Source organism: Streptomyces sp. NTD91 (assembly GCF_059510455.1).
This window is the reverse complement of sequence record NZ_JCAJZW010000035.1, coordinates 54,626-77,376: the sequence shown is the minus strand read 5'-3', so window position 1 is coordinate 77,376 and position 22,751 is coordinate 54,626. Positions and strand designations below refer to the sequence as shown.

Genomic DNA, 22,751 nt, shown 5'->3' with positions numbered 1-22,751 from the left:
TCGGTCTTGCGCCACATCTACCGCTGCCCGCTGCGCTGGGCGGACATGGACGCGTACGGGCACGTGAACAACGTCGTCTTCCTCCGCTACCTGGAGGAAGCCCGCATCGACTTCCTGTTCCGCCCGGACAAGGAGTTCAAGCAGGGGTCGGTCGTGGCGCGCCACGAGATCGACTACAAGCGGCAGCTCGTTCATCGGCACCGCCCGGTGGACATCGAGCTGTGGGTCACCGAGATCAAGGCCGCGTCCTTCACCATCGCCTACGAGGTGAAGGACGCGGACCTCGTCTACGTGCGGGCCTCCACCGTCATCGTCCCGTTCGACTTCGAGGCGCAGCGGCCACGCCGGATCACCGCCGAGGAGCGCGAGTTCCTCGAGGGGTACCGGGACACGGCCGAGGACGAGGACGAGGAGGCCGTCGCCGCATGACGGTGCTGCACCTGGCCGACGAGACGGAGGCGGCCGACCTCGCCGCCTTCCTCTCCCGGCTGCTCCACTACGACCGTGGAGCCGCGGTGCGCCTGCAGGCGGCCGGCACCGCGCTCGCCGTCTTCGGACGTCCGCCGTCCTTCGAGGTGCTGGCCGTCCGCGCCGTACGGCTGGAGAAGCCGTACGAGGACGGACTCGACGCCACCCTCGACGTGACCGTCTCCGCCGGAGAGTTCCTCGAGTCCGTGGACGAGCGCGGGGCCACCGCCGCCGTGCCGGCCGCGGTCACCGGTCCGCCGTGGGCCGGGGTGCTGCCGCCGCGCGGCGGCTGGCGGGCCGCGCCGGGGCTGCCCGCCCCCGACGTGCTGCGGGCGACCGTCGCGGCGGCGGTCACCGAGTTCCGGTCCCGTACCGAGGAGCTGGCGCCCGACGCCCGCACCCGCGCCGAGCTGGACCGGATCGGGCGGGACATCTGGTCCCGGGAGGTCGGCCGGACCGGGCTTCCGGTCCGGGCCGTGCACGCGGCGCAGTCGCTGGGCTTCCTGCGGCCGGGTGCAGACCCGGCCGGCACCGGGCTGTACTCCTCGGGGGCGTGGCTCAGGCTGCGCACCCCCTACGGGTCCGTCGCCGTACGGCGGGCGGGCCTCGGCCCGCTCGGCGTCAGCGTGCGCTGAGACTCACTCCGGCGACCGCGTGCCGTCCGGCCACACCCCGATGCGGTCCGTTTCCAGTTCCAGGCCACGCGGTCGCGCATGTCGAGGGCGCGAAGGTAGTCGGCGGGGAGCTGGAGACGGCCCGCGCGGTCGAGCATGGCGTACTCGCGGGCCACGACCTTCTCATGGCCGGTCGCGGCGTCGATCTCGCTGCGCCGCAGCACCTCGGTGGAGGTACGGCCGTCGCGGATGGCGACCGTGCGGCGGACCTCGCCCGCCACCGCCCGGTCGTGGGTGACGATCACGATCGTGGTGCCGAGGGTCTCGTCGGCCGTGCGGAACGCGTCGAAGATCTGCGCGGCGGTCCCGGAGTCGAGTTCGCCGGTGGGCTCGTCGGCGAGCAGCACCGCCGGGGCGCAGGCGAGGGCCACGGCGATCGCGACGCGCTGCTGCTGGCCGCCGGACATCTCCCGCGGGTCGGCGGTCTGCGGGAGCGCGACCGCGCCCGCGGTACGGCGCGCGAGGCGGCCCTCGGTCGGCCGTAGCTGCGTGCGGTCCAGCGCGGCGAAGTAGGTCGGGTCCGGGTCGCGGGCGGCTGCAGCGGGCGGGGCAGCGCGTAGGGGCCGGAGCGGCGCAGGGTCCTGATCGACACCGGCAGGCCGGCGAAGGTCTTCCGGGCGCCCGCGCGGACGGCGGCGTCGGCGGCGGCGCGCCGGTCCGGCGACACGTCCGCCTTGACGATCAGCGCGGTGTCGGCCGCGTTGCGGGGATCGGCCAGCACGTGGCGGAGCGCGGCGTCGCCGATCGCCGCCGAGTACGCGGTGAGGGTGGCCAGGACCGCCGTGGTCAGCACGACGGTGAGCACCGCGGCACCCGGCAGCAGCCGGTGCGCACGCGCGCGTGCGAAGACAAGCCCCGTCACCCGGCCCCCGTGAGTGCCCGTCGGTTCCCGACCTTCGAGCGATGCTGACAGACCGGAGCGGCTCCGGGTAAGCGGTTGTCGACCGGTCTGCACCGGATCGTGACCGCAATACGGCTCCGCACGACCGGAATTCGAAATTCAGCGGCGGCCGGTCAGTCCGGGGTGTTGATCATCGACGCGGCGGCGTACGTCAGGTAGTTCCACAGCGTCGTCTCGTGCTCATCGGACAGCCCGAGTTCCTCGACCGCCACCCGCATGTGCCGCAGCCACGCGTCGTGCGCCGCCCGGTCCACCTGGAACGGGGCGTGCCGCATGCGCAGCCGGGGATGGCCGCGGTTCTCGCTGTAGGTGGTGGGGCCGCCCCAGTACTGCATCAGGAACAGCGTCAGCCGCTCCTCGGCGGGGCCCAGGTCCTCCTCCGGGTACATCGCCCGCAGGAACGGATCCACGGCGACTCCCTCGTAGAAACGGTGGACGAGCCGGCGGAAGGTCTCCTCCCCGCCGACCTGCTCGTAGAAGGTCTGCTCCTGAAGCGTGCCGCGCCGAATCTCATTCACGTCCTCCATGGTGTCAGACCGGGTGACCCAGGTCTCGAGCCGTACACCGTCCTGGCCGGTCGGGAGGCGTTCGTGGCAGCGGCCGAAGAAGGGCGCGGAGCAGCGACGGCCCGCAGGAAAGGCGGCGGCCGGCGTCCCGCGGACGCGCCGACCGGGACGGGCGTGAGCCGCGGGGCCCGGGAGCGCTGCCGTGCTGCTGTTCGGCGAGCCCACCCGCAGGCCCCCGGCCGCCGGCGCCGGCCTGCGGGAGCGGCGGGCGGCGTCACCGCGTCGGTGCGGACACCGGACCCCTGTGGGCACCGGGGTTCAGGCCCTTGCCGCGCCGCCGTCCAGCAGACCGGCGAGCCTGCCCACCGTCCGGTCGATCTCACGGGCGCACCCGTACAGCACGTCCCGGGGTCTTCCCGCGGGGTCCGCGATGTCGTCCTCGGCCGGCGGGACGGAGGGGACGGCACCTCTGCGGGCCGCCGCGGCCGCCACCACGGCATCACCGCACCCCGGATCCACTCGGGCCCCTCCGCCGCGCACTCCGCCGCAGGACCAGGCGGCGAGACGGAGGAACTCCTTCAGGGTGAAGCAGCGCCGCAGCGCCGAGGGCACCAGCCGCACGGCCGCCTCCCGGTGCTCACGGGCGAGCCCCAGCACCAGCGCCGCTTCCGCGACCAGGTGCGCGGTGAGCGCGCGGGTCTCGAACCCCGAACCGTCACCGCCCAGCTCCTCCAGCACCGTCCTGGTGGAGGCGTCCATGCCGCAGTGGGGCCACGCCTGCGTGCCGGCACTCTCCGGCCGCACGGCCGAGCCGGGCGGAAGCCTGGCAGCCAGCAGCCGCTCGGCGAGCACCGAACGGTGCACGTTGCCCGTGCAGACGAACAGGACCCGGGTCATTTCCGGCCCGGCCCCGGTGCGCCCGCCTTTCCCTGAGTGACCGAGACACGAGGTGCGGGCAGCTCTCCGTAGGACCCGTAGCCGCTGTAGCGGTCGCCCTTGGGGGCGGGAGCCATGCTGAAGACGGTGCCGAGGACCCGGACGCCCACGCGGTCCAGCGAGGCCGCGGCGGCGCGGACCTGGTCCCGGCTGGTCCTGGCGGCGCGGACGACGAGCAGCGCGCCCTGGGCGAGCGAGGCGAGTCCGACGGTGTCGGCGACCGGTAGCAGCGGCGCGGTGTCGACGATCACGACCTCATAGGTGTCCGCCAGCTCACCCAGCACCTCTTTCATGCGCCCCGAGGCGAGCAGCTCCGTGGGGTTCGGCGGCAGGGCGCCGCTGGTGAGCACCGACAGCCGGCCCTCGGCCTGCTGCATCACGTCCTCGATGCGTGCCTGCCCGATGAGGACCGTGGTCAGACCGGCGTCCTGCACCAGGCCGAAGGCCGCGGCCACGCACGGGCGGCGCAGATCGCCGTCCACCAGGCACGTGGAGACGCCGGCCTCGGACAGCGAGAGGGCGAGGTTCACCGCGGTGTTGGTCTTGCCCTCACCGGGCACCGAACTCGTCACCACGATGATCCGGGGCCGGTCGTCGACCTGGGAGAACTGCAGATTGGTGCGCAGCTTGCGGAAGGCCTCGGCGCGACTGGAACGCACGTCGGTGGTGACGAGCGGCCGCCTCGGGGCGTTCCTGTCGTAGGGGATGGTGCCGAGACCGGGCAGCCCGGTGACCTCGCCCAGCGATTCGCTGGTCTTGAGCGTGGTGTCGAGGGTCTCGCGCAGGGCGACCGCTCCGGCACCCAGCAGCAGTCCGCCGAGCAGCCCTGCCGACAGGTTCAGCAGGGGGCGGGGCGAGACCGGACCGGAGGGAGCGACGGCCTCCTGGGTGATGCCCAGGGAGACGGGTGAGGTCGCGGTCTCACTGTCCGCGTGGCTCTTCCCGTGCCGTGCCGGGTTGCGTTTGGGCGTCTCCAACCGCTCGACGACCGCGCTGAACCGCTGCGCCACGGCGTTGGCGACACGGGCGGCCCGCTCGGGCGCGGTGTCCCGGACGGCGATGTCGATGAGCACCGTGTTGAGCGGTGCGGTCGCGGTGATCCGTGCCGCCAGTTCCTCCGGCGTGGTGCGCAGCCCCAGCTCCCTGATCACGGGCTCGGTGACCTGACGTGTGGTCACGATGGCCGCGTACGACTGCACACGGGCCTGCGAGAAACTCTGACCCTGGTTCAGCTGGGCGGAATCCTCGCCGGTGTGGGTGGCGACGAAGAGCTGAGTCCTGGCCTCGTAGACAGGGGTACTCAGGACCGTCGCGGCAACTGCCGCCCCGACCGCGAGCACCAGACAGACCACGACGGTCGGCCAGCGTCTGGCAAGAGTCTTCAGGAACTGGTGGAGATCCAAGCTGCATCCCTCATAGAGCCGGGGGAACCGCCCCAATCAGGGCATTCGGCTCCCTTTGTGCACAGCCGACCATAGGGACTCGCACGCCCGGAGCGGGGAAGCCACCCCATGTCGGTCCGTCGAACGACCCGGGCGACGCACATCGGCGAGGTCATCCGCCGAGGCGTCCGCGTGGACCATCGGGAAGCGAGTGCTACCCCATCCGGTGACTTCTGGGGGGCGCCACGTTAACGGGTCTGGATATGTCCCATTTATTGCATGTACGCAGGTGTTGAACATCCAGATCTCGAGTACGGCCGACGTGCAAGCGCCCGGCCCGTGCCGAAGCCGAGGAGAGTGCATGAAGAAGACGACGACATCGCCCAGATGGCGCGTCGCACTGGCATCGGCGGCATCCGCCGCCCTGCTCGTCGCCGCGCCGCTGGCAGCAGCCGAGACCGCCCACGCACAGCCGTACCCGCCGGGATCGGCGGGGGCGCTGTCCGTCAGCGCCACCACCGTGACGGCCGGGCAGCCGCTGACCTTCAGTTCAAGAGCCTTCGACCCGGGGACAAGCGTCACGGCGCTGCTGGAATCAACGCCGGTCGTCCTCGGCCACTTCCAGGCCGACTCCAGCGGAGTGGTGTCGGGGACCGTGACCATCCCGACGTCGACCGTCACCGGCTACCACGTGTTCCGGCTCACCTCGGGCGACCCCGACCCCAGTGTCGGTGTCACCATCTACGTACTGGGCGGGACCGGCTCCCCGCCCCCGACCCCGACCCCGAGCCCGACTTTCCCCCACAAGCCGCCGCACCACCACGGACACCACGGACACCACGGACACCACGGTGGACACCACGGGCACTACGTGGACTTCGGGGACGACGATCGCAGCAAGGCCGTCGAGCCGGTGAGCCCGCCGCAGCACGGCAGCCTGGCGGAGACGGGCAGTGAGAAGGCCATGACCGTGGGCGGTGCCGCAGCGGCGCTGCTCGTGGTGGGCAGTGGCACGGTGCTGGCTGTGCGCCGCCGCCGTAATTCATGACGAGGCAAGGACTCCGCACGGCGGAGCAACAGCGTCCCGGCCGAGGCCGGGACGCTGTCCCCATGCCCGGGCCCGACCGCCCCGACGACCGGACACCGCCCCGCCGCCGCGTCCTCCGGATCGCCCTGGCGGCCGGTGGGGCGACCCTGCTTGCCGGCGCGGTCTGGATCGGCGTCACCGGGGTGCTCGCCCGTTCCGAGTTGCTGGCGGCCCGACAAGACCTCGACACCCTGCGGCAGTCGGTGGCGGCCGTCCCCGCGTCGGCCTCCGCCTCCCCTGCGGCTCTCCCGTCCACGCAGAAGCGAGACCTGGCGCTCCGTTCGGCAGCCGCGCACGCGGCTCGCGCGCATCACCTCACCACCGGACCGGCCTGGTACACGGCCGCCCATGTGCCTTTCCTCGGCAGCCCGCTGAGGACCGTGCGCGGCGCCGCGTACGCGGCGGACCGACTGGCCGGCGACGTCCTGGCTCCGCTGGCCCACGCCCTGCCGCAGCCCACTGCGCACAGCCACGGCGCCGGGATGGCAGAGGCCCTCACGGCACTGCGGACGCACGCTCCGCAGATCGTCCGGGCCGCGCGGGTGGCGGCTCAGGTGCAGACCGACGTGCACGGGCTGCCCAGATTCACATGGCTGCCGGCGGCGGACCGCGCCCGGGCCCAACTCGCGCTGCAGACGGACCACCTGGTCCCGGTGACGGCCGACGCGTCCGTGGCGGCCCGCGTCCTGCCGTCCATGCTCGGCCTCCAGGGAGAACGGCGCTACTTCCTCGCGTTCCAGAACTTCGCCGAGGCACGCGGCACCGGGGGCCTGCCCGGAGCCTTCGCCGTGCTGCGGGCCGACCGGGGCCATCTGGCCTTCGAACGGTTCGGCAACAACACCGAGATGGCCGAGGCGAAGGCGGACGTCCACCTGGGAGCCGACTACGCGGCGCGCTACCGGGGCGACGAACCCACCACTGTGTGGGAGAACTCCAACATGAGCCCGCACTTCCCCTACGCGGCCCGCATCTGGGCCGCCGCGTGGCGCAAGCACACCGGCGAGCACGTGGACGGCGCCATCGCCGTCGACCCCGCCACACTGAGCCGCCTGCTGCGGGTCACCGGCCCCGCCCGCACGGCCGACGGCACCCAACTCACCGCAGACAACGTCGTGGACCTCACCGAACGCGTCAGTTACGCGAAATACCACGACGTCGCCCGGCGCAAGGCGTTCTTCGTCGACGCGGCCCGCGCCGCCGCCGCGCCGCTGATGGCCGCCGTCGACAACTCCCGCCTGCTGCCCGCACTGGCTGTCGCCCTGCACGACGTCGAGCGGGACGGGCGGCTGAAGGTGTGGAGCGCCCACGCGGAGGAGCAGCGCCTCCTCGAATCGCGCCCCTACTCGGGCACGCTCCCGGACACTCCCGGCCCCTTCGCCGGGCTCGTGCTGAACAACGCGGCGGGCTCCAAGCTGGACTACTACCTCGACCGGAGCCTGCTCTGGGAGGCGGGCGGCTGCTTCGGCGGTGAGCGTCAGGTCACGGCAACGGTGACCCTGACCAACCGGGCCCCCACCTCCGGCCTGCCCGACTACGTCACGCAACGGGACGACCGCCCGCCCTACCGCACCCGGCCGGGCGACAACCGGCTCCTGGTGTCGTACTACGCGGGCGTCGGCGCCAGGCTCACCGGCGCCACCCTGGACGGCCGGCCCGCTCTGCTCGCACCCGGCGTCGAACGCGGCCACTCCGTGTACACCCTGGACCTGGAACTACCTGCCCGATCCCACCGGACGCTGGTCCTGCACCTCCTGGAACCCCATGCGAACGGCACGCCCACCGTGCTGCGGCAGCCCCTGGTGACACCGCTGCGCACCACGCTCAAGGCGAACGGCACGTGCGGTGCGTGAGCGCATGCGGCGGGCCGGCGCCCTGATGCTGTCGGGTGCGCTCGCCCTCGGAGCGTGCGCGGCCGCACGAGCGGCCGCCGACGAACGGCCGCCCGCCGCCCGCCGGGTCGAGCACCTGCGGGTCAAGGTCCTCGAGGTCCTGCGGCACGACCCGAAGGCGTTCACCGAGGGCCTCGAGATGGCCGACGGCACGCTCTACGAGAGCACCGGTCTGTCCGGAGGATCCTCCGTACGGTCCGGGCCCCCGGGCAGACCGCCCACGGTCCGGGCCGTGCTGCCCGCACCTCTCTTCGGAGAGGGGATCACCGTGCTCGGCCGGACCCTGTGGCAGCTCACCTGGCGCAACCGCATCGCCATCGAGCGCGACACCAGGACGCTCGCGGAACTGCGCCGCGTTCCCTACCCCGACGACGGCTGGGGCGCCTGCTTCCAGCGGGCGCGGCACCGGCTGGTGACGAGCGACGGCTCGGCGCGTCTGACGTTCCGAGACGCGCGGACGCTCGCGAGGACGGGCGGGGTCACCGTGACCGATCAGGGCCGCCCGGTCACGAACCTCAATGAGCTGGAGTGCGTCGGCTCCGTCGTGTACGCCAACGTGCTCTTCACCGACCGGATCATGCGCATCGATCCCGCCACCGGAGCGGTGACGGCGACCATCGACGCGTCGGGCCTGCTGCGCGGCGACGAACTCGTCCCGGGATCCACGCTGAACGGCATCGCGGCCGTCCCCGGAACGGGCCAGTTCCTGATCACCGGGAAGTTCTGGCCCAAGATGTTCCGAGTCGTGTTCGTGCCGGCCTGACGGACGGGCGGCCGGTACCACTCGAGCGGTGCCGGCCCTCGCGTCGTCGCGTACCGGCGTCGCCGGTCATCGCCGCAGGACGTCGGATCCCAGGTTCTCCACGTACCAGGCGTACGTCTGGCCGAGTCCCTCGCGCAGTTCGATGCGGGGTGCCCAGCCCAGCGCGGTGAGCCGGGAGACATCGAGGAGCTTGCGCGGGGTGCCGTCCGGCTGACTCGGATCCCACTCGACACGCCCCTGATACCCGACGACCTCCGCGACCATGTCCGCCAGTTCACGGATGGTCAGGTCCGTGCCGGTGCCGACGTTGACCGGGCCGTCTGCGTCGTAGTGCTCCAGCAGATGCAGACATGCCCGGGACAGGTCGTCCACGTGCAGGAACTCCCGGCGCGGCGACCCGCTGCCCCAGTTCACCACGCGCGGCGCCCCCGACTCCTTCGCCTCGTGGAAGCGCCGGATCAGGGACGGCAGCACGTGCGCGTGCTCGGGGTGGAAGTTGTCGCCGGGACCGTACAGATTGGTCGGCATGGCGGAGATCCAGGGCAGGCCGTACTGCCGCCGCACCGCCTGCACCTGGAGAATCCCGGCGATCTTGGCGATGGCGTAGGCGTCGTTGGTCGGCTCGAGCGGACCCGTCAGCAGCGCCTCCTCCCGGATGGGCTGCTCGGCGAACTTGGGGTAGATGCAACTGGACCCGAGGAACAGCAGCCGCTCCACCCGCTGCTCCAGGGCAGCGTCCAGAACGTTGACCTGGATGCGCAGGTTGTCGGAGAGGAACTCGGCGGGGTGGGTGGCGTTCGCCCTGATCCCGCCTACGCGCGCTGCTGCGAGTACGACGACGTCGGGGCGCGTGGCGGCGAACCAGTCGCACACGGCCCGGCGGTCCCGCAGGTCCAACTCCGCCGAGCCGGGTCCGACCACGTCGGTGAAGCCCCTGCGGACCAGTTCCCTGCACACCGCGGAGCCGACGAGCCCCCGTCCCCCGGCGACGAACACGCGAGACGAGCGGTCGAGGGGGCGGCGGAGCGCCCCGGCCGGCGCTGCGGCCGGGGCCCTCGGCGCTGCGGCGGCTGGACGTGGGACGTCGGGGCCGGTGTTCGTGCGGATGGCCATGGATCGTGCCGTTTCCTCTCTCTGACGTCTCGTCAGGCCGTGTGTTCATGTGGCTGAGAGGAGCATCCCTGCGTGAGCACAGTCAGTGTGTAAGGCGCGCACAACGCGTGCCGTCCAAGCGCCGACCAGTACCCGACGAACGATTGTCGACCAGCACCAAGTGCGACACACCGGAAACAGCTCAGAAAGAAGAGTGGGGCTTTTCCGTATCCTGGCCTGGCGCTCGAGTCGCCTGAGTTCGGAGTGGCACTCCGCCCGCTCCCGTCGGGCCTGTGTGCGCCGAACCTCCGATGTCGAGTGGCGAGACGCGCCGGAAAACATGCCGTGCGGTACGTAACCAGCCGGGAATCGACATGTTGAAGACGCTGGGACACGTTCCGAACCTGACCTGGAGATGAATGTACTCGATTTCTGCCTGCCGCCAGGCGCTCGTCGGTCCAGTGAGGTCGCGACAGTGACTTCAGGCAACGTCAAATCCAGTGAGTGCAGGCCGAGGCTGTTTTCTGGATTTCCGTGGCTCACTTTCCAGGCTCTTGTCACCTCGTCGCACCATCCCGGTGTGTATTCCTGTTCCGACAGCCCAGTAAAGGAGTGCGCGTGACGGTAAAGACGGCGCTCATCACCGGTATCACCGGTCAGGACGGCTCCTATCTGGCAGAGTTGTTGCTGCAGAAGGGATATGTGGTCCACGGAATCGTCCGCCGCGCCTCGACCTTCAACACGCAACGCATCGAGCATCTCTACCGAGATCCGCACGACCCGGAGGCTCGTCTCTTCCTGCACTACGGCGATCTGACCGACGGCACCCGGATCGCAGGTCTGCTCGAGCGGTTGCGGCCCGACGAGGTCTACCATCTGGCTGCCCAGTCACACGTACGAGTGTCGTTCGACGAGCCCGAGTTCACCGGCAACACCACTGGGCTGAGCACCACCCGGCTACTCGAGGCCATTCGGACCACAAACCTGCCCTGCCGCTTCTACCAGGCCTCCAGTTCCGAGATGTTCGGCGCGGTGCCTCCGCCCCAGAACGAGGACACCCCCTTCCACCCCCGCTCCCCTTACGGCGTCGCCAAGGTCTACGCCTACTGGGTGACCCGCAACTACCGCGAGGCGTACGGCATCTACGCGGTCAACGGCATTCTGTTCAATCACGAGTCTGCGCGCCGCGGACCGACCTTCGTCACGCGGAAGGTCGCCATGGCCGCCGCACGCATCAAGGCGGGCCTCCAGAGCGAGCTCTACATGGGCAACCTGGAGGCTCGGCGCGACTGGGGCTATGCGCCGGAGTACGTGGAAGCGATGTGGCGGATGCTGCAACAGGACCAACCCGATGACTATGTCGTCGCCACCGGCACCAGCTACAGCGTCCGCGACTTCGTCGAGCACTGTTTCACCCACGTCGGGCTCAGCTGGCGTGACCACGTCCGGTTCGACGAACGGTACCTGCGCCCGTCCGAGGTGGACGACCTGGTCGGGGACGCGTCCAAGGCGAACCGGGTTCTCGGCTGGCGTCCGAGGGTGCTCACTCCGGAACTGGCCCGGCTCATGGTCGACGCCGAGCTCGCGGCGCTGAGAGGGGCGAACGTCGATCCGCTGCCCGCGTCGGGCGCTTCCCTCGAGCTCCTGACGGCGGTCATGAGGTGACGGCGCCACCCCTGCGTGACACCGTGGCAACGCGGCAGCTGGCTGTACTGATGGCCTGTCACAACCGGCGCGAGCACACTCTGCGAGCGCTGGGCTCGCTGCAGGTCCAGGTGGGTCTGCCCAGGGACGTGTCCATCGGCGTGCACCTGGTCGACGCAGGCAGCAGCGACGGTACCGCCGACGCGGTCCGCGCGGCGTTCCCCGGCACCGATGTGGTGACGGTGGGACCGGATGTGTACTGGGGTACCGGCATGGCGATCGCCGCACAGCGGGCGCCGGCCGACGCACACGTGCTGTGGCTCAACGACGACGTGGTCCTTCATCCGCATGCGGTCGCGACGCTCCTCTGCACTGCCGACCCGCGGCGTCATCCGGTCGTCGTTGTGGGAGCCACGCGGTCCAGTACTGTTCCCGGGGCGACGTACAGCGGTTACCGCATGACTCGGACAGGCGGCTTCCGTCCGCCTTCCGCGGTACGCCTCGAACCGGATGCCGAGGGTCCCCGGGCGTGCGACACGGGCAACGGCAACATCGTCCTGGTGACGGCCGCCGCCCGACGCATGCTCGGGGACATCGACCGGGTGTTCCCCCATCGTCTGGGCGACCTCGACTACGGGCTGCGGGCCCGCCGAGCAGGTATCCCGGTTCTGCTGGCCGCAGGGTATCTCGGTAGTTGTGACCAGAACCCGGCGCGAGCACCCGGCACCTCCGCGGAGCCCGGCATCGGACCGAGACTGGCACTCCGTCGGGTGGCCTCGGTGCGAGAACAGCCTCCGGGGCCATGGTGGCGCTACTGCCGCCGTCACCTCGGAGTCTGGGCCCCGCTCATCTTTTGTTCCCCGTACACCAAGGCGCTGTTGCGCTCGATCGCCCCCTCGCCGCGGAGTGCGTGAGCCTTCATGGTGGCCGACCGCTGCCTTCCCACCACCTGCAGGACGGATCAACCGTGCAACAGCCGCTGCTCACCTTCCTTATGGTGTCCGCTGTTACAAGTGGCCTCCTGTGGATTCTCATCAGACACCACGGGGTCGGCGTTCTCCTCCTCATGGCCGTCCATGCCTGGGACTCAGTGGCCGGCCAGAGCTCTGCACTGGTGCTGGGCATCCACGTCTACCCGGCGGATGCCCTGTCCCTGTGCGCGGCAGGCGTCGGCCTCGGCAGGCTGCTGCTTCATGGCGTGCCGAGGCGGGCCGGACTGGGGCCGCTGCTGGGGCTGGGGGCTCTCACCCTGTACTCGACGCTGCGCGGCATCGGCATGTTCGGCCTGCAGCCGGCAGTCAACGACGTCCGCATGTCCGCCTGGTACTTGTTGGCCGCCGCGCTCTACACCGCGACGATGCCCGCAGGGGTGTCGCTGGAGCGTGCCGTCAGACGAGCGTGGGGTGCAGCGGCAGTTGCATACGCCGGACTGTGCCTGATCGGTTGGGCGAGGCACGGGCTGCACGCGGTCACCTATCGCGCCACCGCCGACGGAACGGTGATCGATCCCCGACCTGTGCCGGCGGCAGCCGCTCTCGTCCTGGCGCAGGCTGCCGTCCTGCTGTTGTACGCACCCGCTGAACAGAGGGCGAGGACGGAGGCCGTTGCCGTCCCGGGTCGGCTCCGCCGCGCGACCCCCGCTCTGGTGCTTCTGCTCTTCGTCGTTCTTCTGCAGCACCGCACCATCTGGGTGGTGACGGTGGCCATGGTGATGGTGGGGTTCGTGCTGAGCACCGTCACCCACAGGCGTGGGTCGCTGTCTGCGGCCTTCGCTGGGCTGTCCGTGTCTCTTGTGGTGCTGATGTACCAACTGGGCACCTTCGGCACGGTCGGCAATGCGATCGTCACTTCGTTCGATGAGGTGCGGAGGAGCAACAGTACGCTCGAATGGCGTCTGGCGGGCTGGCAACAGCTTCTGCCGAGGTCACCGTCCGAATGGCTGAGCGGCGTGCCTTTCGGAGCCGGCTACGACCGTGTCGTCGGAGGTGGTCTGGTCACCGTAGGACCACACAACTATTACGTGCATCTCCTGCTGCGGCTGGGGCTTTTCAGCCTCGTGCTGCTGATCGGCTGGTACGTGCTGACGTGGCGGCGGTTGAGTTCGAAAGGTCCCTGGGATGTGACGCTGCGCGTGCTGATGGTCGGTCAGCTCGTCTTCTTCGTCACCTACTCGGCCGGTCCGGAACAGGGCGTACTGCTGGGGCTGTGCATGTGGTACCTGCGTACACGCGCCGCTTGCGCTACGTCCGGGAGCGGGTCGCACGGCGTGCCACCCATCCCGTTCCCGAAGAGCGCCGTACGTCCGGCAGATGACGTGCTGGCCGCGCCGACGGTGCGAGGAGCTTCCCTATGATCGCTCGGGCCGTACGGGCCGCACAGGCGAAAGCACTCATGCTGAACGGAGAACTCCGTCTGCGACGGTCGGGGGTGCGGACCGGCACGCACGTACGAGCGGTGGGTGCGCCCGTGATCGGCCTGGTTCCCGGCTCGGACGTCCTTCTGGGCGATCGCGTCGTACTGGTCTCGCGGACACCGTGGACGGCCCTCGGCGTTGCCCGACCGGTCATCCTGCGGACCCTGCGCCCGGGCGCGGTCATCAGAATCGGCCCCGACACCGGTCTGAGCGGAGCAACCGTGTGCGCTGCGACGAGGGTCGACATCGGCGCCCGTGTCCTGGTCGGAGCCGACGTCCTCATCTCTGACACGGACTTCCACCCGGTCGACGTCTGTCCGCGCAGGTCGGCTCCCGAAACCGCGGCCGCTTCCGCCCCCGTGAGCATCGGAAACGACGTGTTCCTCGGCGCGCGGGCGATCGTGCTCAAGGGAGTCACCATTGGTGAAGGTACCGTGGTGGGTGCCGGGAGCGTCGTCACCTCGTCGCTGCCCGACCACGTGGTCGCCGCCGGAAATCCCTGCCGCGTCCTTCGTCCCCTCCGTCACACCTCACCGCCCACCAGGGTCGGCGTTCACGACGGCTGAGTCAGCAGCCTCGCGAGAACCAGTCCGCATAGGCGCGGGCCACGCCATGGATCTGGAAGTGTGTTGCGACGCGATGTTGAGCCACATGGGCAAGACGCGTTCGGCGCGCCCGGTCGCGGGCCAGGTCCGACATGGCCTCGGCCAGCTTCACCGGGTTGTCGACGTCGGTGAGAACCCCCGCCAGGCCCCCGTCCAGTACCCACGGGACGCCGCCGCTCCGCGCACCGGCCACTGACGGAATGCCCACAGCCATGGACTCCACGAGGATCATGGGGAAGCACTCCACCCGTGACGGGTGAACCAGTACGTCCACTTCCTCGGAGAAGCGCCGCAGCATCACGTGACGGTCCGTCGTTCCCACGAAGTCGACCCCTGCCCCGAGTCGCTCGTGAGCGGCCCAGCGGGCTGCCGGGCCGTCCGGGCCGAAACCGTCACCGAACATCAGGAGCCTCCCCCCTGGGACCTGCTTGCGCGCCAGTTGGAAGGCCCGGAGCAAGCCCTTGCCGTTCTTCAGGGGGCCCCAACCGTGCAAGGCGGAGGCGAAGACGGGGGTATGCGTTGCACGTGGCGTGCCGGCGCGGGGGAGGGCGTCCAGCTCGACTCCGTTGGGAATCACCTCGACATGCCGGCGAACGCCCAGACACCGTTGCAGATGTCGGGCGGCGTAGGGGCTCACCGCGCTCAGGGCAGTGGCCCGATGGACGGCGGCCACGGCGAGTGAGTGCCGAAGCCACCGGTAGGCGCTGCGCATTTCCCAAGCGGACCGAAGCGGCGTGTCGTGTGCCGTGACGAACGCGGGCAGTCCCGTGGCCTCGGCTGCCAGAGCGAACTCGTAGGTCCAGTGCGCACTGACGACGTCGGCCGGGTATTCCAGCATGGCCGCCGCCAGACCCAGTCGTTCGGCCCGAAAGAAGTCCCGGAGCCGGTGCCGGGCCCGTGGCCGCTGAGGTACCACGACGATCCGCAGCGGGTCACCCGCCCCGTGGATGCGTCGCTCCCGCACCGCAGGACTCAACGCATAGACGGTCACCTGGTGCCCAGCCTCCAGCCAACTGCGGGCCAGCCAGCCCAGGAGGCCGAAGGAATAGACCTCGGGCAGCGGCCCGGGCACGTACGCGGCGAGTGGAGCGAGGTCCACCGGCCCTGCCAGTCCGATGTGCATGTCAGCGTCCTTCCGCCTGCTCGGAGAGTGCAACGTGATCCAGGGGCCCCGCCCTGCGTCCGGCCCCCGGCGACGGACACAGCCCCGTGGCGACGGCGGCCGCATACACCGGGATCCTCCGGCGCACGAGCGTGCACACGAGCACCACCGGCACCATGCACGCCAGGCCCCAGACCAGTCCTGTCGTGGGCGGTCGACCGAAGGTGCCGCACATGGCCGCCGCACCCAGCGCCGCACCGACGAGCCCGTGCACGACGTGCGTACGGACGACGAAGGAAGCGTGCACCAGCCCGTGGCGGTGCCAGCCCACCACCTGGACGACGTGCCCCGCCATTTGCCCCATCGCCCCCGCGGCGGTGAGCAGAAGCAGGCTCTGCCACGCGACCGCGGCGCAGATTGCGGCGGCGGTGAGGGCTGCCGCCGCGATCTGTGTCCGCAGCAGGGCTCTGGTGGCGTGACACACCTGGTCGATGATCATCCCGGATCGACACAGGAGAGTCGCCGCGGCTCCCAGGGCCAGCAGGGGAACCAGCTCGGAGGCTCTGTCCCAGCCGTCGCCGAGCAGCACGTGGAGCGCGGTCGGCCCGATACCGGCCAGCGCACCGAATCCGATGAGTGCCCCGGCGGAAGCGGTGCAAACGACGTGCGCCACGGCCGGCGCTCCTGCAAGCCCCTGCTTGCGCCGTTCGGCGAGGGCGGGAGTGGCAGCCGAGTTGAGTCCCTGGAAGAGGAATTGGGATGTCAGGCCAGTGACAACGTTCGCGCGAGAATAGGCGCCGGTGATGCCCGCTCCGAACACACGGCCCACCGCCCACATGGGAGCATTGCTGGTGGCGAATTCCAGAAGGCCGTAACCGGCCAGGAGGCCGGACGGCATCACCAGATCACGGGACCGTACCGGAGAGCCGTCGGGAATCGGCGACCGAACGGCGATCACGAGTGAGCCCAGGGCCACGGTGAGCATCGCGGTGGTCGGCTGCGCCGCAGCCAGACCGAACGACTTCAAGCCGCAGGCCAACAGCGCAGTACCGACCGCCACGCCACCGGCTTGCGCCGTCAGTTCGCATGTGACGGCCGCGCGGACCAGCCCGATGCGGCGCAGAGCGGTGACGGCCACCGCGGCCGCCGGCTGCACGAACAACTGGCAGCTCAGCACCCTGAGCATGAGGGGCAGGGCCGGCATCTGCCACAGAGCACCGCACCATGAAGCAACCGACTGGAGCACAGTGAACGCGACGACCCCGTATGCGGTGCCGAGACGCATCGCCGCGCGTACCAGGGAGCCGGTCAGCTGTTCGACCCGCAGGACGTGGGTGGCCAGCCCGCCATTGGAGAGGTAGCCGACGAGCTGGGTCACGGTGACGGCAATCGCGTATGCTCCGAACGCCTCGGTCGAGGCGACCCGACCCGTCCAGGCCGCGTACCCGAGTTGGAGGAGCGCGGTGGCGATGGCCGCCGCGTAGTTCCAGCCGAGACTGATGAGGACTCGAGTGGCCGCGCGACCCGGATCCCAGCGGTGTCCTGTGACCCGCATACAAGACCGTCCGTGGACGCGCTTCAAGCGACGGCTTTGCACACCAGGACCTGGCCTGCGGCGAAGGCCGGGCGCAGCCTGGCTGCGGCGCGGCAGATCGCCCCTTGCAAGCGGGCTCGCACCCCGTCACCGGAGTTGACGTGGTAGAAGGTGAAGCCCTGGGGTGACAGGCCACAGTCCCGCACGAGCCGGGTCAGTGACGCGGGGGTGAAGACGTACACGTGGTCCGGATGGATCTTCTCCACCCCTGCCAGTGTGTTGAGCAGTGTCTTGGCGCTCAGGCCGTTCGGCGTGGAGAGGATCAGCTCCACGCCGTCCCCCACTTCGCGCATCAGCCCGGAGATACCACGGAGGAACGAAGCGGCGTCCCGTACATGTTCGATGACATCGCCGGCCAGAATGACATCGGGCCTGAACTCCGCGACCGCGTCTGCGGCTCGGCTGTCGGTGAGGTCCTGCAGCAGATACCGGCCTCCGAGACGGGTGCGCAACTTCTCGATGCCCACCGGGTCGATGTCCACGCCCAGCACCTCGGCGGCGTCCTTCATCAGTCGGGCATGGAGAATCGACCCATCACGCAGACGCTCTTCTGTCAAGGGATGATCGGCGCAGCCGACGTGAACCACCCGGCGGCCGGCGCACAGACGGAGAAGGAGGTCGTCTCGTTCCTCCATGACTGGTCCGGTGGCGAGGCCGTGTACGAAAAACCCTGGTTCAGGCAATTTTCCTCCATTGCACCATTTGTGCTCATTCGATGCACATACTGCCGTGGTGGGCCCTGATGCCTGGGGGCGACACGTCGCAAAAGTCGGCGGGGAGTTGCGACTCATCCGGCGTCTTCCTTCAGTGCGCCGGGGGCCGGCCCCGGAGCAGTTCGAGGTAAAGCCGTTCCGCTGTCTCCGCCTTGGCCGCCCAGGTGTGTCTGCGTGCCCAGCGCAGCGCCGCCTCCGCCATGCGCGCTCGCGCTTCATCGTCGGCAAGCACGTCGTGGAGGGCCTGGGCCATGCGATCCGGGAGGTCCGCCGGATCTCCGAGCGGCACGGCGACGGCTCCCCCGGGAGCGGAGAAGTCGCCGATGCCCTGATGGTCCAGGTGCACCACCGGCAGTCCCCGTGACCAGGCTTCGAGGGTCTGCACACCGGACGAGTCGCGGAGGCTGGTGAACAGCAGCACGTCGGCCTCGTCGTAGGCCTGCAGAGCCTGCCCCCAGGCTACCCGGCCGCGGAACCGGACCGCCTCGGCCACGCCCAGGCGTGACGCGAGGTCTTCCATCGCCCCGCACAGCGGGCCGTCCCCGAGGAAGACCAGGCGTGCTTCCGGAACGCGCTTCTTCAGCCGGGAGAATGTCTGAAGGGCCAATTGCGGCGCCTTGAACGCGGCCAGCCGCCCCACCCACAGCACGGTGAGTCCACCGGATGTCCGCCGTGCCGGGGTCGTCGCCCGCACCAGGTCGCCCGGTACTCCGTCGGCCAGGTGCATGATGGGGTTCCGGCAGCCGAGGCGGCGGGCGCGCCGGGCTGTGTCCGTGTTGGTGGTCAGGACGGCTGCGGCTTCCCGCACGGTCGCCCGGCACGTGCGGCGGTGGCTGAGGGCACGGACCCACAGCAGTTCCCGTACCAGTTCGCGTCCGTACCCGGAACCCAAGAACCGGCGGTGACTGAACGGAGCCGTCTGACCGCCCCCCACGGGGCCGAACACCAGAGGCGGTCCCAGCTGCCGCAGGGCGCTGCCGCCCACCAGGGAACCGTACGAGACGTGATGCACGAGGTCGGTGCTGGAGAGACCGTGCAGACGTGCGTAGTCCAGGGCGTTGTTCTGCCAGCCGCTGTAGCTCACGAACTCCTGCGCCTGGTCCCGCAGCGGGCCCGGCACCGCGGCGATCCACCGGGGGAGCGTGCGCTCGGGTACGAAATGCGGTCGGACGTGGTTTTGCAGGGGCCCCAGTTCAGCGATGCGGCGGGCGATGTTCCGGACGTTGTCCCCGTCGCGGCGAGTGAGGACGTCCACACTGTGCCCGCGTCGCGCGAGCGCTTCGGCCCACGCCCAGCCCAGGCCGGGTTCCGTGCCCCGGTCCGGGTCGCAGCGATAGGAGACGAGGACGATCCGCAGCGGCCGAACACCGCCCCCGTCCTGTTCCTGCTCTCCCCGCCGGACCTCGACGTCTTCCATCCCGCTCCTTTCGACCGTGCCCACGCGTCCGGTCAGCCGTCGGACGGGGGGGCGCCTGCGCTGAGAAGCCACTCGTGCTCGGCGATCTCGTCGGCGCCGAAGCGCCGGCCGACAGGCGCCGCGGGATTGCCCGCGACGATGTCGTACGGGAGCACGTCTGCGGTGACGACGGCCCCGGCCGCCACCACCGCGCCGCGGCCGATAGTGAGGCCGCTGAGTACGACGGCTCCGTATCCGATCCACACGTCTGGGCCGATGTGCACGGGCCGGCTCAGCCGCTGCGGATGGTCACCGACCCAGTCGGCATGGCGGACCGTGATCCCGACCTGCCGCATGGCGTGGTCGGTGCGGCCGACGATTCCCACTCGGTTGGCGATGAGCACGCAGTCGCCGATCGTGCCGTCGACCTCGATGGTGCATCCCTTGCCGATGTACACGTCCCGGCCCACCGAGAGATTCTTCGGTGCCCACAGCACCGACCCCATGCCGATCCGCACACCGCGGCAGAGGTGCACGTTCTGCCGTACCGCGTAGAGCCTGTGCAGGTGCTCCCAGGCGGTTCGAAGCCGCCGCTTCACCGATCGGGACCTCCATCTTGGGACGCGAGCATGCCCATGACGCCCTCGCAGAATCTCTCGGCCATCCCTTCGACCGTGTATTCGGCCGCGCTCCGCGTACAGGCAGCACGCAACGACGCCAGCCGGTCGTCGTCGCGAAGGAGGGCGACGACGGCGGTGCTGTAGGCATCCAGGGCATCGGGTACGACCAAGGCGTTTCGCCCGTGCACCAGGTACTCGAACTCCGGGGCGTGCCACGGCCAGTCGGTCGTCACGATCGGGGTGCGCAGCGCAAAGGAGTCCACAGCGCACAAGCCGACCCGTCCCGGCATCAGCATGACGTCGCTGACCGTGCCCAGCACCGCGGCGTCCGCTCCCGTCACTCGGCCAAGGGGAATCACCGGGCTTCCCGGTCGGCTCGCTGCAGCGTCCACCAGGTGCCTGTGCATGCCCTCTCCGGCGACCAGCAGCCGGAATCCGGGCAGTTCGCCGACGATGCGCTCGACGGAGTCCAACAGGAAGGAGATGCGTTTGGGCGCGTCCAGGCCCCCGAGGTAGAGGGCCGTACGGCCTGGGGTCAGGCCGTGACGTCGCCTGAGGGCATCGGCTTGTGCGTATTCCGCCGTTTCCTGTCGGCAGGCACGGTCGCGAGCCTCGACGAGCGCCACGGTGTCGACGGAGTTGCGCACCACGGTGATCCGGCTGCGCGGAAAGCCCCGACGGGCAAGGTGATCTGCGCCCCCCTCGGTGTAGGCGAAGAACCAGTTGCCCTGCCTCGTCAAGGCGTCCTTGACGCGTGCCTCCATGCGGTTCACCGGCCGTGTGTAGGTCCGGCCGTGGCCCCAGAAGGCCACCGCCGGATGGTGTCTGCGCCGCAGTGACTTCCGTCGGCGCAGGGCCAGCGGAAACGCCTCCAGACTGTGCAACGCCTGTTCGAGCACGACCGCATCGGCGGACCCCGCACGACGACCGACACGGTGCCAGTCCACGGACACGCTGCCCACGGTGAGCAGGCGTGCGGTGGGCACTTCGGTCGCGCAGGAACAGGAGGCCGCATCCCGTCGGGCGTCCTGGCCCGGTGGCGGCGGACCGTGCAGCACCTCGAGGGTGACTCCACGAGCGTCCAGACGTTCGTGCGCGCGCTCGAAGAAACGGGTGCGGTAACTCGGCAGGTACGGCTGTACGACGACGACCCGCCTGCGCGCTCCGTGTCTCATGCTGCCCGCCCCTCAGCAGCCGGGTGGATGGCGACAACGTTGTCCGTGCTGCCGCAGCGGTGCTCGGGGTCCGACACCGGGCGGACCTCACCGCTGTCCGTGACCCGGTGCATCCGATAGCCGTACGCGACCAGTGCGTCCCAGGCCCCCCGGGCGGGCAGGTCGGCGCCGGCAGCGGCCGGGGGTGTGTACTCGAAGATGACCACGGGCCTGTCCTCGGTCAGGATCGAGCCGGCCCCCTCCAGGGCCAACTGCTCGTATCCCTCGATGTCCATCTTGATCAGCGCGATTCGCCGGTCCCTCGGCACCACGTCGTCGAGCCGCGCCACCTCGACGGCCTCCTCGGCAGTCGCAGCCTCGGGGAGCCTGGCCAGGGAGGAACGGGACCGGTCACGGTGGATGTGCAGGACGCCTCGGGCGGTGTCCCTTCCTGCGGCGACCGGCAGTACACGGATGTTGCCCGCGCTGTTGAGCCGGATATTCCTGGACAGCACCGCGCGCGCGTGCCTCGACGGCTCCAGCGCGATGACCAGTCCGGTCTCGGTGACGACCCGTGACATGGGAAGCGTGTACGCGCCGTAATGGGCGCCGACGTCCACAACATGGTCGCCAGGGCCGACCCAACGGTGAAGCTGGGCCAGTTCGGACTCGTAGGCGTTGCGCCAGAGGTACGTCAGCTTCGCGTTGCCCCGCCACTCCGGCGGACACCACATCCGGGTTGCGCAGTGCCCGAGCGAGACGGTGGCCCCGACACCTACCGCGGTACGTGCCCGCCAAGCGGCGAGCCGCAGCAGCGAGGCTGCCGGTTGCGCCGTGAACGCGGGATGCCGCAGCGTCCACCGCACCTTGCCGATCAATGACATGCGTTGCCTCTCCCCGAATCTCCTGATGGTCCGGCGGCCTGGGACGGTCGTCGCTCTTCCCCAGCAGAGGACGAGGCAGCCTTGTGCGTCTTGGCAGGCCGCGCCATGGCCTCGGCCGACTGCTTGGTCACCCCCCATACGAACCGCGTATTGCCGAACAGGTAGCGACGCCAAAGGCGCCGCGGCTCGCACCCGAGACGGAACACCCACTCCAGCCCGCTGCGCCGCATCCAATGCGGCGCCTGCGGCTTGGTGCCGGCGATGAAGTCGAAGGCCGCGCCCACCGCGACGGCCACGACGGGCAGTGCGGTGCACAGTTCGGCGGCCCATCGGTCCTGCTTCGGAGTGCCCAGTCCCACCCAGACGATGTCCGCCTCGGCCGACCGGATGTCTTCCTGCTGTTTCCGCGTCTCCTGAGCTGTCAGGGGCCGGAACGGGGGGGAGCAGGTGCCGGTGATCAGGGCGTTCGGGAAGCGGCTTCGCAGTTCCCGTTCCAGGGCGTCCAGCACGTGCGGGGTGGAACCGAGGAGGTAGTGGCGCAGCCCGCTGCTCCGGCCGAGGGCGAACACGTCCAGCAAGAGGTCCGGACCGTAGACGCGGGTGGCGGGCAGAGCCGTGCCCCGGTGCAGGAGCCGGTTGGCCCAGACGACGGGCTGACCGTCCGGGAGGTTGAGGGGCGCTGCGCTGAGGATGCCGTGCAACTCCGGGTCCCGGTCGGCGACTGCCAGTGTGTAGGCGTTGCACAGGTGCACGTCGCCACGGGGAACCGGGTCGGTGACATGGAGTGCGTCGACGGCAACTCCCCGGCCCGGGAGGCGGGTCGCGCGGATCCGTCGGGCGAGGTGCACGACGTCACGGGCGGCGCTCTCCCGGGTGTGTGCGGTGATGGGCACCCCCATGCATCGGACCACGGGGGCCGTGCGCGGGC

At 70.4% G+C, this 22,751-nt stretch carries 21 protein-coding genes and 1 pseudogene; 9 read left to right on the top strand and 13 right to left on the bottom strand.

Features of this window, described 5'->3' with window-relative positions:
- The first annotated feature begins 6 nt into the window (after positions 1–6).
- Entirely contained in the window at positions 7–429 is a 423-nt protein-coding gene (locus AC5WRT_RS28865; RefSeq protein ID WP_496097669.1) for an acyl-CoA thioesterase, read from the top strand.
- Complete coding sequence (locus tag AC5WRT_RS28860; RefSeq protein ID WP_496097668.1) at positions 426–1,103, top strand: DUF8185 domain-containing protein; 678 nt, start codon at positions 426–428, stop codon at positions 1,101–1,103. The genes AC5WRT_RS28865 and AC5WRT_RS28860 overlap by 4 nt, the downstream gene beginning before the upstream one ends.
- A gap of 3 nt (positions 1,104–1,106) precedes the next feature.
- Here AC5WRT_RS28860 and AC5WRT_RS28855 read toward each other — a convergent pair.
- From AC5WRT_RS28855 to AC5WRT_RS28840, 4 genes and pseudogenes are all read right to left on the bottom strand, one after another.
- Positions 1,107–1,558, bottom strand: a pseudogene (locus AC5WRT_RS28855) (ATP-binding cassette domain-containing protein); the annotation flags it as partial.
- A gap of 598 nt (positions 1,559–2,156) precedes the next feature.
- Positions 2,157–2,570, bottom strand: a complete 414-nt coding sequence (locus AC5WRT_RS28850; RefSeq protein ID WP_496097667.1) for a globin — start codon at positions 2,568–2,570, stop codon at positions 2,157–2,159.
- A 297-nt stretch (positions 2,571–2,867) separates the two neighbouring features.
- Positions 2,868–3,446 carry an arsenate reductase/protein-tyrosine-phosphatase family protein gene (locus tag AC5WRT_RS28845; protein ID WP_496097666.1) on the bottom strand — a complete coding sequence of 193 codons (579 nt, stop codon included), beginning with the start codon at positions 3,444–3,446 and terminating at the stop codon, positions 2,868–2,870.
- Complete coding sequence (locus tag AC5WRT_RS28840; RefSeq protein WP_496097665.1) at positions 3,443–4,888, bottom strand: tyrosine-protein kinase domain-containing protein; 1,446 nt, start codon at positions 4,886–4,888, stop codon at positions 3,443–3,445. Before AC5WRT_RS28840 ends, AC5WRT_RS28845 begins: the two co-directional genes overlap by 4 nt.
- Positions 4,889–5,228: 340 nt before the next feature.
- On the opposite strand from AC5WRT_RS28840, the gene AC5WRT_RS28835 reads away from it, so the two are divergent.
- The 3 genes from AC5WRT_RS28835 (at position 5,229) to AC5WRT_RS28825 (ending at position 8,606) form a co-directional block, all read left to right on the top strand.
- Positions 5,229–5,915 carry an LAVTG motif-containing sortase-dependent surface protein gene (locus tag AC5WRT_RS28835; protein ID WP_496100754.1) on the top strand — a complete coding sequence of 229 codons (687 nt, stop codon included), beginning with the start codon at positions 5,229–5,231 and terminating at the stop codon, positions 5,913–5,915.
- Positions 5,916–5,977: 62 nt separating this feature from the next.
- The gene (locus AC5WRT_RS28830; protein ID WP_496097663.1) at positions 5,978–7,804 is read left to right on the top strand and encodes a DUF4012 domain-containing protein; all 1,827 of its coding nucleotides are present in this window, start codon (positions 5,978–5,980) and stop codon (positions 7,802–7,804) included.
- A complete protein-coding gene (locus AC5WRT_RS28825) occupies positions 7,797–8,606 on the top strand; it encodes a glutaminyl-peptide cyclotransferase (protein ID WP_496100753.1) in 810 nt (269 codons plus the stop codon). The genes AC5WRT_RS28830 and AC5WRT_RS28825 overlap by 8 nt, the downstream gene beginning before the upstream one ends.
- A gap of 66 nt (positions 8,607–8,672) precedes the next feature.
- Here the strand turns inward: AC5WRT_RS28825 and AC5WRT_RS28820 are convergent, their stop codons facing one another.
- Positions 8,673–9,719, bottom strand: coding sequence for a GDP-L-fucose synthase family protein (locus AC5WRT_RS28820; protein WP_496097661.1), 1,047 nt, complete (start codon positions 9,717–9,719; stop codon positions 8,673–8,675).
- Positions 9,720–10,316: 597 nt separating this feature from the next.
- Here AC5WRT_RS28820 and gmd point away from each other — a divergent pair.
- The 4 genes from gmd to AC5WRT_RS28800 are packed head-to-tail and all read left to right on the top strand — an operon-like array spanning position 10,317 to position 14,321.
- A complete protein-coding gene (gene gmd / locus AC5WRT_RS28815) occupies positions 10,317–11,363 on the top strand; it encodes a GDP-mannose 4,6-dehydratase (protein WP_496100752.1) in 1,047 nt (348 codons plus the stop codon).
- 23 nt (positions 11,364–11,386) lie between these two features.
- A complete protein-coding gene (locus AC5WRT_RS28810; RefSeq protein ID WP_496097659.1) occupies positions 11,387–12,256 on the top strand; it encodes a glycosyltransferase family 2 protein in 870 nt (289 codons plus the stop codon).
- Between the two features lie 53 nt (positions 12,257–12,309).
- Positions 12,310–13,695: a hypothetical protein gene (locus AC5WRT_RS28805; protein WP_496097658.1), complete on the top strand. Its 1,386-nt coding sequence runs from the start codon at positions 12,310–12,312 to the stop codon at positions 13,693–13,695.
- Positions 13,692–14,321, top strand: coding sequence for a DapH/DapD/GlmU-related protein (locus AC5WRT_RS28800; RefSeq protein WP_496097657.1), 630 nt, complete (start codon positions 13,692–13,694; stop codon positions 14,319–14,321). Before AC5WRT_RS28805 ends, AC5WRT_RS28800 begins: the two co-directional genes overlap by 4 nt.
- A gap of 1 nt (position 14,322) precedes the next feature.
- On the opposite strand, the gene AC5WRT_RS28795 is transcribed toward AC5WRT_RS28800, so the two are convergent.
- The 8 genes from AC5WRT_RS28795 to AC5WRT_RS28760 all read right to left on the bottom strand — a co-directional run bounded on the left by AC5WRT_RS28795 (position 14,323) and on the right by AC5WRT_RS28760 (position 22,722).
- Positions 14,323–15,432, bottom strand: a complete 1,110-nt coding sequence (locus AC5WRT_RS28795) for a glycosyltransferase family 4 protein (RefSeq protein ID WP_496100751.1) — start codon at positions 15,430–15,432, stop codon at positions 14,323–14,325.
- A 52-nt stretch (positions 15,433–15,484) separates the two neighbouring features.
- Complete coding sequence (locus AC5WRT_RS28790) at positions 15,485–17,017, bottom strand: oligosaccharide flippase family protein (RefSeq protein WP_496097678.1); 1,533 nt, start codon at positions 17,015–17,017, stop codon at positions 15,485–15,487.
- Between the two features lie 23 nt (positions 17,018–17,040).
- Positions 17,041–17,691, bottom strand: coding sequence for a class I SAM-dependent methyltransferase (locus AC5WRT_RS28785; RefSeq protein WP_496097677.1), 651 nt, complete (start codon positions 17,689–17,691; stop codon positions 17,041–17,043).
- A gap of 169 nt (positions 17,692–17,860) precedes the next feature.
- Positions 17,861–19,186: a glycosyltransferase family 4 protein gene (locus tag AC5WRT_RS28780; protein ID WP_496100750.1), complete on the bottom strand. Its 1,326-nt coding sequence runs from the start codon at positions 19,184–19,186 to the stop codon at positions 17,861–17,863.
- A gap of 32 nt (positions 19,187–19,218) precedes the next feature.
- A complete protein-coding gene (locus tag AC5WRT_RS28775) occupies positions 19,219–19,764 on the bottom strand; it encodes an acyltransferase (RefSeq protein ID WP_496097654.1) in 546 nt (181 codons plus the stop codon).
- A complete protein-coding gene (locus AC5WRT_RS28770; RefSeq protein ID WP_496100758.1) occupies positions 19,761–20,549 on the bottom strand; it encodes a glycosyltransferase family 4 protein in 789 nt (262 codons plus the stop codon). Before AC5WRT_RS28770 ends, AC5WRT_RS28775 begins: the two co-directional genes overlap by 4 nt.
- A 407-nt stretch (positions 20,550–20,956) precedes the next feature.
- A complete protein-coding gene (locus tag AC5WRT_RS28765) occupies positions 20,957–21,823 on the bottom strand; it encodes an FkbM family methyltransferase (protein WP_496097652.1) in 867 nt (288 codons plus the stop codon).
- Positions 21,814–22,722 (bottom strand): WecB/TagA/CpsF family glycosyltransferase, encoded by a 909-nt coding sequence (locus tag AC5WRT_RS28760; protein ID WP_496097651.1) that lies wholly within the window; start codon positions 22,720–22,722, stop codon positions 21,814–21,816. The genes AC5WRT_RS28765 and AC5WRT_RS28760 overlap by 10 nt, the downstream gene beginning before the upstream one ends.
- Between the last annotated feature and the right edge of the window lie 29 nt (positions 22,723–22,751).

What these genes read in the sequence shown, in the direction of transcription:
- AC5WRT_RS28860 (WP_496097668.1), top strand. Translation starts at nt 426, where the DNA reads ATGACGGTGCTGCACCTGGCCGACGAGACGGAGGCGGCCGACCTCGCC.
- AC5WRT_RS28850 (WP_496097667.1), bottom strand. Translation starts at nt 2,570, where the DNA reads ATGGAGGACGTGAATGAGATTCGGCGCGGCACGCTTCAGGAGCAGACC.
- AC5WRT_RS28845 (WP_496097666.1), bottom strand. Translation starts at nt 3,446, where the DNA reads ATGACCCGGGTCCTGTTCGTCTGCACGGGCAACGTGCACCGTTCGGTG.
- AC5WRT_RS28835 (WP_496100754.1), top strand. Translation starts at nt 5,229, where the DNA reads ATGAAGAAGACGACGACATCGCCCAGATGGCGCGTCGCACTGGCATCG.
- AC5WRT_RS28830 (WP_496097663.1), top strand. Translation starts at nt 5,978, where the DNA reads ATGCCCGGGCCCGACCGCCCCGACGACCGGACACCGCCCCGCCGCCGC.
- AC5WRT_RS28820 (WP_496097661.1), bottom strand. Translation starts at nt 9,719, where the DNA reads ATGGCCATCCGCACGAACACCGGCCCCGACGTCCCACGTCCAGCCGCC.
- AC5WRT_RS28800 (WP_496097657.1), top strand. Translation starts at nt 13,692, where the DNA reads ATGATCGCTCGGGCCGTACGGGCCGCACAGGCGAAAGCACTCATGCTG.
- AC5WRT_RS28790 (WP_496097678.1), bottom strand. Translation starts at nt 17,017, where the DNA reads ATGCGGGTCACAGGACACCGCTGGGATCCGGGTCGCGCGGCCACTCGA.
- AC5WRT_RS28785 (WP_496097677.1), bottom strand. Translation starts at nt 17,691, where the DNA reads ATGGAGGAACGAGACGACCTCCTTCTCCGTCTGTGCGCCGGCCGCCGG.
- AC5WRT_RS28780 (WP_496100750.1), bottom strand. Translation starts at nt 19,186, where the DNA reads ATGGAAGACGTCGAGGTCCGGCGGGGAGAGCAGGAACAGGACGGGGGC.
- AC5WRT_RS28770 (WP_496100758.1), bottom strand. Translation starts at nt 20,549, where the DNA reads ATGGAGGCACGCGTCAAGGACGCCTTGACGAGGCAGGGCAACTGGTTC.
- AC5WRT_RS28765 (WP_496097652.1), bottom strand. Translation starts at nt 21,823, where the DNA reads ATGTCATTGATCGGCAAGGTGCGGTGGACGCTGCGGCATCCCGCGTTC.
- AC5WRT_RS28760 (WP_496097651.1), bottom strand. Translation starts at nt 22,722, where the DNA reads ATGGGGGTGCCCATCACCGCACACACCCGGGAGAGCGCCGCCCGTGAC.